Annotated in this window: 10 protein-coding genes, 2 tRNA genes, 1 rRNA gene and 1 other annotated feature; of the genes, 10 read left to right on the forward strand and 3 right to left on the reverse strand. The window is 36.8% G+C overall.

Annotated features, from left to right (window positions below; all coding sequences use genetic code 11):
* The first annotated feature begins 26 nt into the window (after nucleotides 1–26).
* Together metK and AQ616_RS09920 are read left to right on the forward strand one after the other, a co-directional pair.
* Entirely contained in the window at nucleotides 27–1223 is a 1197-nt protein-coding gene (gene metK, locus AQ616_RS09915) for a methionine adenosyltransferase (RefSeq protein WP_017797428.1), read from the forward strand.
* Nucleotides 1224–1582: 359 nt separating this feature from the next.
* A complete protein-coding gene (locus tag AQ616_RS09920) occupies nucleotides 1583–2050 on the forward strand; it encodes a sigma-70 family RNA polymerase sigma factor (RefSeq protein WP_069685702.1) in 468 nt (155 codons plus the stop codon).
* 120 nt (nucleotides 2051–2170) lie between these two features.
* On the opposite strand, the gene AQ616_RS09925 is transcribed toward AQ616_RS09920, so the two are convergent.
* On the reverse strand, nucleotides 2171–2692 hold the full coding sequence (locus AQ616_RS09925; RefSeq protein ID WP_017797426.1) for a gamma carbonic anhydrase: 522 nt from the start codon (nucleotides 2690–2692) through the stop codon (nucleotides 2171–2173).
* Nucleotides 2693–2830: 138 nt separating this feature from the next.
* Between AQ616_RS09925 and AQ616_RS09930 the strand changes: the two genes are divergently transcribed.
* The 3 genes from AQ616_RS09930 (at nucleotide 2831) to AQ616_RS09940 (ending at nucleotide 4693) form a co-directional block, all read left to right on the forward strand.
* Complete coding sequence (locus tag AQ616_RS09930; protein WP_069685703.1) at nucleotides 2831–3877, forward strand: DUF2332 domain-containing protein; 1047 nt, start codon at nucleotides 2831–2833, stop codon at nucleotides 3875–3877.
* A complete protein-coding gene (locus AQ616_RS09935) occupies nucleotides 3870–4208 on the forward strand; it encodes a DnaJ family domain-containing protein (protein WP_017797424.1) in 339 nt (112 codons plus the stop codon). Before AQ616_RS09930 ends, AQ616_RS09935 begins: the two co-directional genes overlap by 8 nt.
* Nucleotides 4209–4291: 83 nt before the next feature.
* The gene (locus AQ616_RS09940) at nucleotides 4292–4693 is read left to right on the forward strand and encodes a hypothetical protein (RefSeq protein ID WP_017797423.1); all 402 of its coding nucleotides are present in this window, start codon (nucleotides 4292–4294) and stop codon (nucleotides 4691–4693) included.
* 128 nt (nucleotides 4694–4821) lie between these two features.
* On the opposite strand, the gene mnmM is transcribed toward AQ616_RS09940, so the two are convergent.
* The gene (mnmM, locus tag AQ616_RS09945) at nucleotides 4822–5379 is read right to left on the reverse strand and encodes a tRNA 5-(aminomethyl)-2-thiouridylate-methyltransferase MnmM (RefSeq protein ID WP_069685704.1); all 558 of its coding nucleotides are present in this window, start codon (nucleotides 5377–5379) and stop codon (nucleotides 4822–4824) included.
* Nucleotides 5380–5548: 169 nt separating this feature from the next.
* Nucleotides 5549–5770 (forward strand) — a binding site (T-box leader).
* A gap of 77 nt (nucleotides 5771–5847) precedes the next feature.
* Here mnmM and leuS point away from each other — a divergent pair.
* A complete protein-coding gene (gene leuS / locus AQ616_RS09950; RefSeq protein ID WP_069685705.1) occupies nucleotides 5848–8262 on the forward strand; it encodes a leucine--tRNA ligase in 2415 nt (804 codons plus the stop codon).
* A 48-nt stretch (nucleotides 8263–8310) separates the two neighbouring features.
* Here leuS and AQ616_RS09955 read toward each other — a convergent pair whose 3' ends face one another.
* On the reverse strand, nucleotides 8311–9081 hold the full coding sequence (locus AQ616_RS09955) for a hypothetical protein (protein ID WP_017797420.1): 771 nt from the start codon (nucleotides 9079–9081) through the stop codon (nucleotides 8311–8313).
* 122 nt (nucleotides 9082–9203) lie between these two features.
* Here AQ616_RS09955 and AQ616_RS09960 point away from each other — a divergent pair, with 122 nt between their 5' ends.
* From AQ616_RS09960 to AQ616_RS09975, 4 genes are all read left to right on the forward strand, one after another.
* A complete protein-coding gene (locus AQ616_RS09960) occupies nucleotides 9204–9512 on the forward strand; it encodes a rhodanese-like domain-containing protein (RefSeq protein WP_017797419.1) in 309 nt (102 codons plus the stop codon).
* A gap of 411 nt (nucleotides 9513–9923) precedes the next feature.
* Nucleotides 9924–11490, forward strand: a 16S ribosomal RNA gene (locus AQ616_RS09965).
* A 230-nt stretch (nucleotides 11491–11720) separates the two neighbouring features.
* Nucleotides 11721–11797 (forward strand) — tRNA-Ile (locus AQ616_RS09970).
* Nucleotides 11798–11816: 19 nt separating this feature from the next.
* Nucleotides 11817–11889 (forward strand) — tRNA-Ala (locus tag AQ616_RS09975).
* Nucleotides 11890–12083: the final 194 nt, after the last annotated feature.

A 12083-nucleotide genomic window follows, 5' to 3' on the forward strand; every position in this document is an offset into this window, starting at 1 on the left:
AACATATTAAAGGAGAGTTTAGCCTTATGGCTGCAAATCGACGTTTATTTACTTCAGAGTCAGTAACTGAGGGACATCCAGATAAAATGTCTGACCAAATATCAGATGCTATCTTAGATGAAATTTTAAAAAAAGATCCGAATGCAAGGGTTGCATGTGAAACAACAGTAACTACAGGACTTGTTCTTGTATCAGGAGAAATTTCCACTTCTACTTATGTAGATATACCTGCACTTGTTCGTGAAACAGTAAAAAATATTGGGTATACACGTGCTAAATATGGCTTTGATTTTGAAACTTGTGCGGTATTAACTGCTATTGATGAACAGTCTGCAGATATTGCAGGGGGAGTAAATCAGGCACTTGAAGCTCGACAAGGTAAAATGAGTGAAGAAGAAATTGATGCTATTGGTGCTGGTGACCAAGGACTTATGTTTGGATATGCTTGTGATGAAACTGAAGAATTAATGCCATTACCAATCTCATTAGCACATCAATTATCTAAAAGATTAGCGGATGTAAGAAAAGAAGGGATTGTGGATTACCTTCGTCCAGATGGTAAGACACAAGTAACCGTTGAATATGATGAGAATGACAAACCTGTACGTATTGATACTATCGTTATATCTACACAACATCATTCAGAGATTCAAAATGAACAAATTGAAAGAGATATGATTGAAAAAGTAATTCAAGCAGTTGTTCCTAATGAATTGTTAGATGATAAAACAAAATACTTTATTAATCCAACTGGTCGATTTGTAATTGGAGGTCCACAAGGTGATGTAGGGCTAACCGGAAGAAAAATTATTGTAGACACATACGGTGGTTACGCTAGACATGGTGGGGGTGCTTTTAGTGGTAAAGATGCTACAAAAGTAGACCGCTCGGCAGCATATGCTGCGCGCTATGTTGCTAAGAATATTGTTGCCGCAGGACTTGCTAAATCTTGTGAAGTTCAGTTAGCTTATGCTATAGGTGTGGCACAACCAGTATCCATTGCAGTTAATACATTTGGAACTGGGAAAGTTAGTGAAGATCGTTTAGTAGAAGCTGTTCGAGAATTGTTTGATCTCCGTCCAGCGGGAATTATCCGAATGCTCGATTTAAGAAAACCTATCTTTAAAAATACTGCAGCATATGGTCACTTTGGTCGAAAAGATATTTTATTCCCATGGGAAAAAACAGATAAAACGGAAGAGCTTATTGCATTAACTAAATAAATAATTAATTGATTTATTGATTTAAAAAACTATCATCTCTTTGTAGGATGGTAGTTTTTTTATTAGCAATCAAACCGAGTAACATTGTGACGTTCATTTGTCATAAATAATTAATTTTCAACTAAACGTCAATTTTTAATAGAATTTTATAATATTGTCTTAATATAGAGGAAAATTTTCATATGTTTATCTGAAAAATATGAAATTATGTTAAATTCTTCTGGTAAGTTTACTGATTTATGAAAATTCATAACTGCTTAATATGATATTATGACAAATATTATATTATATATTGCAAAGCAGGTGGTAGTATCATTGAACTTGTAGAAGAAGCACAGAAAGGTAACCAAGAATCATTTATGACTTTATTTCATAGTTGTGAGAAAAATTTATACCGGATTGCAAATACATATGTTAAGAACTCTAATGATACATATGATGTAATCCAAGAGACTGCCTATCGAACGTATGAAAAATTACCAGAGTTAAGAAACCCAAAATATTTCAATACTTGGATAACGAAAATAACCATAAATTGTGCACTTGATACGATCAGGAAAAATAAAAAAATGATCATGATGGAACCAGAAAAAGTGTCTACTAAAGCTTATTATGATTTGGATATTCCCTTAAAGGTAACAGTGGAGCAATTATTAGATCGTCTAAATGAAAAAGAAAGAACCATTATTATGCTCCGATTTTATTACGCTTTCAGTTTCAAGGAAATTTCAGAACAATTAGACATTCCATATGGTACCACAAAGTCGTTATCTTACCGTGCTTTAAAGAAATTAAAATACTTTGCGAGTAAACAGGAATTACAATAGAAGAGAAAATAAGAGAAAAGATATCATGAATGATTAAAATAGGCGACACTCCTTAAGGATATTTGGTTTTTTGAGTGTATCCTTAAGAGTGTCAGTTATTTCGTTAGTGAATAAAGCCTATTATTTCCCCATATTTGTATTTTTTTTATAGTATTGACCTTTCTCTACGTAAGAGTTTCTGACACGTGCCATCTCTTTATAATCATCTTCTGTCAATTCACGTACAAACTTAGCAGGTCTTCCCATTGCAAGGGTATGGGCAGGAATTTTCTTACCCGGAGGAACAAGACTACCAGCACCTAAAAAAGCATTCTCGCCAATTTCTGCTCCATCTAGTACGATTGATCCCATTCCGATTAAAGCTTTTTTTCTAACAATTGCAGAGTGAAGTGTTACTTGATGTCCTACTGTTACATCATCTTCAATGACAAGTGGTTGCCCTGGACTCTGATGAAGCATGCAGAGGTCTTGAATATTCGTACGCTTTCCAATGGTTGTTTTTGATACATCACCACGTATTACTGTATGGAACCAAATACTTACATTTTCTTCAATCATTACATCTCCATTAACTACAGCATCTTTTGCAATGAATGCTGTGGGATGAATCGTTGGGTAGATATTATTATACTGTTCAATCACAATAAAACCTCCTGTGTACTAGCAATATTTTAAAGTATATCAAATTTAAAATGTAACGAAAAAAGTTAAATAGAGGTGTTAAAGAATTATTGACGAATATATAAATGTATCGAACTTACACATTGGAGGTATGGAATAATGAATTTAGAGGATAGATTCAAGCATTTTGGTGAAATTGAAGTAAAAGATAAAAGCCCACTTTATTCAATTTTATCTTTACAAATTGCCGAAGATACTGAAATGATCGATATCTGTTCAGTTATCCCCGAGGGTCAGCCTGTAGCGAATTTATTATTTGCTTCAGTTAAAGATTTACTTTATATACAAAATAATCATCCACTAAAAAACTATTACCCAGAATTTACAAAAGAGGTGAAAGTTCCTCATGATTCTTACCCTTATTTTAAGGATTTTGTAATAAATAATAAACAAGATGTCATCCAACGGCTAACTACAAATTACGTACAAACAAATGAAGTGAACAGATGCGCTTATTTATTTCCTGTATTGCATTATATTTATGAAAAAATAGGCACCCGATTGTCTTTAATTGAAATTGGTACAAGTGCTGGATTGCAACTATTATGTGATCAGTATGCATATGCATATAATAATAGTAAAAACAAAGTTGGAAATATTAATTCTGAATTGACACTAAGATCACTTGTAAGAGAAGGAGATATCCCATCTTTTTTATCGAAAGAATTGCCAATCAAGGATAGGGTAGGTATTGATTTACATGTATTGAATCTATTAGAAGAAGATGATGTAAGATGGTTAAAATCATTAGTTTGGCCAGAGAATCTGCATAGAATAGAAGTGTTGGATAAAGCTATTGCTCAATTTAATAAGTCGGATGAGTCAATAAGGTTAATAGAAGCGGATGCCTTGAGTTGTCTAGAAGAACTTGCGATAGAATGTGATACTGAATCTTTACTTTGTATCTTTCATACACATGTTGCGAATCAACTTACTATTGAACAACGTCACACTTTATTAGAGAGTGTTTCTAAAATTGGGAAAAGACGAGATGTTTTTCATATTTATAATAATATTTGGGATGGGCAGTTGCATGTAGAGAGTTATATCAATGGTAGCAGGAATGAAGAACTTAAAATTGATACTCATCCCCATGGTGAATGGTTCGATTGGCCAATTCGAAAAAAGGAGTTAAGAGATGGATAGAAAATATAATGACTTGATAGGCGATATTTTAAAGGATTCTGGTGAAATGGATAGAAAAGATTTAAAGGGAATGGGGAAACCTTTGCCGAAGGATTATGTGAAACGTAATTTATTTCAGAACTTCCAGAAGATCGCAAAGGATGCTGGTTATCTTCCTTATTGGTTAAAGCTTCAAAAAGATATTGCCATACAACTTCATAACGTCAGTAATGAAAAGGAATTAAAAAAAATTAATAAGCGCATTAAAGAATATAATACGGTTTGTCCACCTTCAATGCAACGTTCAGCCATCACTTTAGAAGAATTAGAGGAAGTAAAAACGACTTGGTAGTGAAAAATTCCTCTTTCTTGAATTTTATTTTATGATACAATAAAAAAGTTGAAATTCAAGATATAGAAGTGGAGCGGTATTGGATGATGATCCAATTGATTATTGGCATATTATTTTTTATAGGTTTATATATATTAACAAATGATGAAGCGAAATGGTTAAAGATAGTTTCATTTGCTTACTACAGCATATTATCTATCATTTTTATTATAGGATATAATCAGCGCTTAGCGTTTATAGAGCAAAGCGAAACGATTATTAAAGTGGCAGAAAATCCTTTATTTAGTTGGGTAACTGTATTTGGATATTTATTTTCGATACCCTTTATGTTGATTTCATTTTATATATTGTTACGTATCGTATTACAAATTAAAAACCAACTAAAAAAAGTTCTAATTTCTGGTTTGTTTCTTTTTATAATTCTAACCGTTGGTCATTTTATGAACCTGCTGTTTATATTACTATTTTATGGGACGACAAGTTAGAAGATAAAGAGATTAAACATAATAATTATTATAAGTTTGGTTAGAACCTCTATAGTAAAAAGGGCAAGCTGGGACTCCAGTTTATGAACCTGAGGAGATCATCAGCTGCCTTAAGAAAAAGTGATATCTCACCTTTTTTGTATAGCTAAAATAAAAGGAGGATTGTTTTTTTGGTTCACAAATCCATATTGTAAGACGTTATATAATTTTTGATCTAAATTAGCCACATGTTTTAAAACTGCCTCTTTCTCATTAGCACCACCATCATGACCATAATATACAACAATTACAATGAGTCCATCCTTCTTCAGCTTTTCTAATATTTTTTGTATAGCTTCTATCGTTGAATCGGGTTTTGTTATAATTGATTTGTCACTACGTGGCAAGTACCCCAAATTAAAAATGGCTCCTCCGATAACATCTTGCTGTACATTATCATCAATTAGCGAGTGACTACCGTGTATTAAAGTAACATTCTCTCTATGATATTTCTCCAATTCTTGTTTTGTATTCTGAATTGCTTGCTGTTGAATATCAAATGCATAAACATGACCGCTTTTTCCAACTACTCGACTCAAAAATAACGTGTCATTACCATTACCACATGTGGCATCGATAACAACTTCACCTTCGTCGATCGATTCCTCTAATAAATAATGGGCGAAATGTAATATCCCTTTTAACATAAGAAGATTATCCTCCATTTACTTTGATAATACTTATATTTTAGCATGCCTAATATTGATAAATAAATAAAAGTAGGTTTCCAATTTGAGAAAAATGTATATACTATGATTATATTTCGATCGTTTCTTGACATTGTAAATTATTTTAATTATAATTCCATTAAATCAATTAACGACTATGATAAGGACTAGTAGTGTGTAACTCATCGGAAAAGAGAGACAGTGGTTGGTGAAAACTGTTGATGATAATCATACGAACTCACCTTGGATGTTGCAGTAGTGAACTTAAGTAACTATTGCCGTTTCATCAACGTTATCGATGTCAAGTGAGTGTCCAATAAGACACTAATTTGGGTGGTACCGCGGGAAATAAAAGCTTCTCGTCCCTATTTATGAGGGATGAGTAGCTTTTTTTAGTTTACTTACGATTATAGTGTACACAGTTTAACTATGAAAGGAAGGGTTCACATGAGTTTTCAACATCGTCAAATAGAAAAGAAATGGCAAAATTATTGGGAAGATAATAAAACATTTAAAACTGATACGTTCTCCAATAAGGAAAAGTTTTATGCATTAGATATGTTTCCTTATCCATCAGGGCAAGGATTACATGTAGGACATCCGGAGGGATACACCGCTACAGATATTTTAGCCCGTATGAAACGTATGCAAGGATATGAAGTAATGCACCCAATGGGTTGGGATGCATTTGGTCTCCCGGCCGAGCAATATGCAATTGACACTGGTAATAGTCCTGCAGAATTTACAAATCAAAATATCAATACGTTTAAACGTCAGATAAAAGAATTAGGTTTCTCTTACGACTGGGATAGAGAAATAAATACAACTGATCCAAATTACTATAAATGGACGCAATGGATCTTTAAAAAATTATATGAAAACGATCTAGCCTATATGGATGAAGTAGCGGTGAATTGGTGTCCAGCCCTTGGTACTGTTCTTGCAAATGAAGAAGTGATTGATGGCAAGAGTGAACGAGGCGGGCACCCTGTAATCCGTAAGCCAATGAAACAATGGATGCTAAAAATTACTGCATACGCAGATCGTTTACTAGAAGATTTGGATGAATTAGATTGGCCAGATAGTCTAAAAGAAATGCAACGAAATTGGATTGGACGTTCAGAAGGTGCAGAAGTTACTTTCTCTATTAAAGGAAATGAAGGTACGTTTACTGTATTTACTACTCGTCCTGATACATTATTTGGAGCAACATATGCTGTTGTCGCACCGGAACATCCATTAGTAAAAGAAATTACAACGACAGATCAAAAAGAAGCAGTTCACAACTATTTAGATGAAATACAGACCAAATCAGATTTGGAAAGAACAGACTTAGCTAAAGATAAGACAGGTGTATTTACCGGTGCTTATGCAATTAATCCGGTAAATGGAGAAGAAATGCCAATCTGGGTGGCGGATTATGTATTAATGAGTTATGGGACGGGTGCAATTATGGCTGTTCCTGCACATGATGAACGCGATTATGAATTTGCAAATACATTTGCTTTACCTATTAAAGAAGTAGTTACTGGTGGTAATGTAGATGAAGAAGCTTATACTGGTGATGGTGAACATGTTAATTCTGATTTCTTAAATGGCTTGGGCAAAGAAGAAGCAATTACAAAAATGATTAATTGGCTTGAAACTGAAGGTAGTGGCGAGAAGAAAATAACTTATCGTCTACGTGACTGGTTGTTTGCTCGTCAACGTTATTGGGGGGAACCGATTCCGATTATTCATTGGGAAGACGGTACAATGACGGCAGTTCCGGATGAGGAATTGCCACTGACACTTCCTCAGGTTTCTGAGATTAAACCTTCAGGAACGGGAGAATCGCCATTAGCAAATAATATTGATTGGGTGAATGTAGTTGACCCGGAGACTGGTATGAAAGGTCGCCGTGAAACAAATACAATGCCACAATGGGCAGGGAGCTGCTGGTATTTCTTACGCTACATTGATCCAAATAATACAGAGCAATTGGCAGATCCAAAAGCATTAGAGGAATGGCTTCCTATTGATATTTATGTTGGGGGAGCAGAACATGCGGTACTCCATCTGCTGTATGCTCGTTTCTGGCATAAATTCTTATTTGACATTGGTGTTGTTTCCACAAAAGAACCGTTCCAGAAGCTATATAATCAAGGAATGATTCTTGGTGAAGGCAACGAGAAAATGAGTAAATCAAAAGGAAATGTAGTAAATCCTGATGATATAATCGATTCTCATGGTGCAGACACACTACGTCTATATGAGATGTTTATGGGACCACTAGATGCTTCGGTTGCTTGGTCCACAAATGGATTAGATGGATCACGTAGATTTTTAGATCGTGTATGGAGATTGTATGTAGGTGATGATGGTGCCCTTACAGATAAAATTATTGATGATGAATCAACGGAATTAGATAAGATTTATCATGAGACTGTGAAAAAAGTGACAGATGACTTTGAGAATATGCATTTCAACACAGGTATTTCGCAAATGATGGTATTTATAAATGAGTGCTATAAAGCGAATAAAATCCCTAAAAATTATGCGGAAGGCTTTGTTAAATTGTTATCGCCAGTTGCACCTCATTTAAGTGAAGAAATCTGGCAAAAACTTGGGCATTCTGAATCGATTAGTAAGGCTACATGGCCAGCATATGATGAATCAAAGTTAGTGGAAGATGAAGTGGAAGTTGTTCTACAAATTATGGGTAAAGTTCGATCTAAGATTCACGTTCCTGTTGATATTAGCAAGGACGCTCTTGAGAAAGCAGCACTAGATGACGAAAGCATGCAAAAATGGTTAGAAGGAAAAACTATTCGTAAAGTTATCGTTGTGCCAGGAAAGCTTGTAAATGTAGTAGCAAATTAAGAAAAGAAGCATTGGCATGTAATTGGCCAATGCTTCTTTTCTTAATGATTATTCATTTTTATTTTCCTCTGGTATTTCTTCCGTTGCGTTATCTGATTTCCATGTGGTTTTTAATAATTTCCATTTTCCTTTTTCGTAATACCATAGTGATTCTACAACACCGATTCCATCTGCATGATAAGCTCCACTAATTTGTTGATAACTTTTTAAACCATATCCATTTCTTTCACTGAGATCTACAGGTTCAAACATAGCAACTGGGTCTATCATTAATGAAGTAGGTTCTAATAAATTTCCTTTGTCATCATAAATATTGAGTCGGATATATTCTTTTTTGCGATCAGATAAATCAATAATAATTGGATCTTCTCCAGGAAGTAAAGATATTGATGCCTTGAAATTATCAATAAACTTTCCTTCTATTGACTGATTGTTTGGTAATGGAATTTCTATCAACTGATTATTTTCGATTGTATGGAGTTTACTTGTATATAAACCACCACTACCACCTGTAGCACTCTGATAAAAAATATCATTTTGGTTATCATGGTTTAAATCAACGAATTGTAAAGAAGGTTCATAACCTCCGCCATAAGGGATTGTCCAAGAATGATTATTTACATCGGTAATATCAGCCCATATATGCTGATAATATTGGCCATCAGGAGCAAATAGTTCGCCTTTTAAATCAATTGTATCGCTCTGACCATCACCGGTTACATCTTCATGATATGAATGAATAGAAATCGGATCTGTCGGCTGTTCAACTACAGGACTTATCATAGAAAGAGTTAATAGAAGTGAAAAAAAGTACAGCATGTGGTCACCGCCTTTTATTAATTATTAAGTAGGCTTATTTTAATCAAAGATATTGCATCCTATTCTTAAACCAAGTAATATTAAAATTAGAAAATCTTGACTTTAAGAAGGATGGGATTAACATGGCTGAAATTAAAGAAATTTCTCCGGAAGAAGTAGAAAAGATAAAAAATGAAAATAATGTAGTACTAGTTGATGTGCGTGAAGATGATGAAGTTGCGCAAGGAATCATTGAAAATGCTAAGCATATTAAACTGGGTGATATTACACAAGAATATGGGAATTTAAGTAAAGATAAAGAATATATAATGATTTGTCGCTCTGGAAGAAGAAGTTATAACGCTTCTGAATTTTTACAAGAGCAAGGCTTTAATGTGAAAAATATGAGCGGTGGAATGCTAGAATGGAAAGGTGAAACAATTTCTAAATAACTTTAGAAACGTTTGTTTTTACAAATGAGTGTTGTTCTAATATAAAAAGATCCCAAACAGAATTGGGATCTTTTTATATTTAGAACAAATTCGAGTTTTAGAAAACATATTTATATTTCTACCTCAATAGCAAAAACTGTAGTATTTAACGTTTTTAATAGTTTTTTTTAAAAAAGCTTGTAAAAAAATAATATTTATAGTAAAGTATAAAAGTTCGCTTATTTAAGTGATACATTTTAAATAAACAGGGTTGACTTCTTTAAGTATAGATGCTACAATGGTTATCCACCAATTGAGGACAAGATTAACTATAAACCTTGCGAAATTCCTCGAAAAAAGTTGTTGACACATCTTTTTATGCGTGGTAAATTAATAAAGTCGCTTTTTGAGAGCGACACAGAAATTGCTCTTTGAAAACTGAACAAAACAACTTGGCTCAGGACGAACGCTGGCGGCGTGCCTAATACATGCAAGTCGAGCGCAGGAAGTTATCTGATCCTCTTTTAGAGGTGACGATAATGGAATGAGCGGCGGACGGGTGAGTAACACGTAGGCAACCTGCCTGTAAGACTGGGATAACTCGTGGAAACGCGAGCTAATACCGGATAACACTTTTCATCTCCTGATGAGAAGTTGAAAGGCGGCTTTTGCTGTCACTTACAGATGGGCCTGCGGCGCATTAGCTAGTTGGTAAGGTAATGGCTTACCAAGGCGACGATGCGTAGCCGACCTGAGAGGGTGATCGGCCACACTGGGACTGAGACACGGCCCAGACTCCTACGGGAGGCAGCAGTAGGGAATCTTCCGCAATGGACGAAAGTCTGACGGAGCAACGCCGCGTGAGTGATGAAGGTTTTCGGATCGTAAAACTCTGTTGTTAGGGAAGAACAAGTGCCATAGTAACTGATGGCACCTTGACGGTACCTAACCAGAAAGCCACGGCTAACTACGTGCCAGCAGCCGCGGTAATACGTAGGTGGCAAGCGTTGTCCGGAATTATTGGGCGTAAAGCGCTCGCAGGCGGTTCTTTAAGTCTGATGTGAAATCTTACGGCTCAACCGTAAACGTGCATTGGAAACTGGGGAACTTGAGTGCAGAAGAGGAGAGTGGAATTCCACGTGTAGCGGTGAAATGCGTAGAGATGTGGAGGAACACCAGTGGCGAAGGCGACTCTCTGGTCTGTAACTGACGCTGAGGAGCGAAAGCGTGGGGAGCGAACAGGATTAGATACCCTGGTAGTCCACGCCGTAAACGATGAGTGCTAGGTGTTAGGGGGTTTCCGCCCCTTAGTGCTGAAGTTAACGCATTAAGCACTCCGCCTGGGGAGTACGGCCGCAAGGCTGAAACTCAAAAGAATTGACGGGGGCCCGCACAAGCGGTGGAGCATGTGGTTTAATTCGAAGCAACGCGAAGAACCTTACCAGGTCTTGACATCCTCTGAACACTCTAGAGATAGAGTTTTCCCTTCGGGGACAGAGTGACAGGTGGTGCATGGTTGTCGTCAGCTCGTGTCGTGAGATGTTGGGTTAAGTCCCGCAACGAGCGCAACCCTTGATCTTAGTTGCCAGCATTCAGTTGGGCACTCTAAGGTGACTGCCGGTGACAAACCGGAGGAAGGTGGGGACGACGTCAAATCATCATGCCCCTTATGACCTGGGCTACACACGTGCTACAATGGATGGAACAAAGGGAAGCGAACCCGCGAGGTCAAGCAAATCCCACAAAACCATTCTCAGTTCGGATTGTAGGCTGCAACTCGCCTACATGAAGCCGGAATCGCTAGTAATCGCGGATCAGCATGCCGCGGTGAATACGTTCCCGGGCCTTGTACACACCGCCCGTCACACCACGAGAGTTGGTAACACCCGAAGTCGGTGAGGTAACCTTTTGGAGCCAGCCGCCGAAGGTGGGACTAATGATTGGGGTGAAGTCGTAACAAGGTAGCCGTATCGGAAGGTGCGGCTGGATCACCTCCTTTCTAAGGATATATATAGGAAGTGCAGGCGCCTTGCTTATCGATGTACAGATTGGAGATCTCCAGACGAGATAAAGGAAACACGAATGTAATTCGATGTTGACTTATCGTAGGATGGAAATCGAAATCTGCTAGTCGATAGGCGCCGGAACTAGACTGTATTAACGGAATCGTACTTGGTTGTTTGGTTCAGTTTTGAGAGAGTAATTCTCTTTAAACATTGTATATGAGATGGGCCTGTAGCTCAGCTGGTTAGAGCGCACGCCTGATAAGCGTGAGGTCGGTGGTTCGAGTCCACTCAGGCCCACCATCTAACATAATAGATATATGGGGCCTTAGCTCAGCTGGGAGAGCGCCTGCCTTGCACGCAGGAGGTCAGCGGTTCGATCCCGCTAGGCTCCATTTTTGTACCTTGAAAACTAAATAAGAGTAACAACGACATCAAAAAGTAGAAAGCTGAAGCGACTGTACAGTGACGTATGAACTGGACTGAACCGAAGGAGATAAAGAAAACACGATGAACGTATGTGAATCGATGTTGACTTATCGTACGGAGGAGAAGGAAGTTACACTAGTCACTAGGAGCTGAAGCTGGA

The organism is Oceanobacillus sp. E9, assembly GCF_001741975.1.
Classification (GTDB): Bacteria; Bacillota; Bacilli; order Bacillales; family Amphibacillaceae; genus Oceanobacillus; species Oceanobacillus kimchii.

Excerpts from the sequence above, each read along its gene's own strand:
- metK (WP_017797428.1), top strand. The coding sequence starts at position 27 with ATGGCTGCAAATCGACGTTTATTTACTTCAGAGTCAGTAACTGAGGGA.
- AQ616_RS09920 (WP_069685702.1), top strand. The coding sequence starts at position 1,583 with ATGACTTTATTTCATAGTTGTGAGAAAAATTTATACCGGATTGCAAAT.
- AQ616_RS09930 (WP_069685703.1), top strand. The coding sequence starts at position 2,831 with ATGAATTTAGAGGATAGATTCAAGCATTTTGGTGAAATTGAAGTAAAA.
- AQ616_RS09935 (WP_017797424.1), top strand. The coding sequence starts at position 3,870 with ATGGATAGAAAATATAATGACTTGATAGGCGATATTTTAAAGGATTCT.
- AQ616_RS09940 (WP_017797423.1), top strand. The coding sequence starts at position 4,292 with ATGATGATCCAATTGATTATTGGCATATTATTTTTTATAGGTTTATAT.
- mnmM (WP_069685704.1), bottom strand. The coding sequence starts at position 5,379 with ATGTTAAAAGGGATATTACATTTCGCCCATTATTTATTAGAGGAATCG.
- leuS (WP_069685705.1), top strand. The coding sequence starts at position 5,848 with ATGAGTTTTCAACATCGTCAAATAGAAAAGAAATGGCAAAATTATTGG.
- AQ616_RS09955 (WP_017797420.1), bottom strand. The coding sequence starts at position 9,081 with ATGCTGTACTTTTTTTCACTTCTATTAACTCTTTCTATGATAAGTCCT.
- AQ616_RS09960 (WP_017797419.1), top strand. The coding sequence starts at position 9,204 with ATGGCTGAAATTAAAGAAATTTCTCCGGAAGAAGTAGAAAAGATAAAA.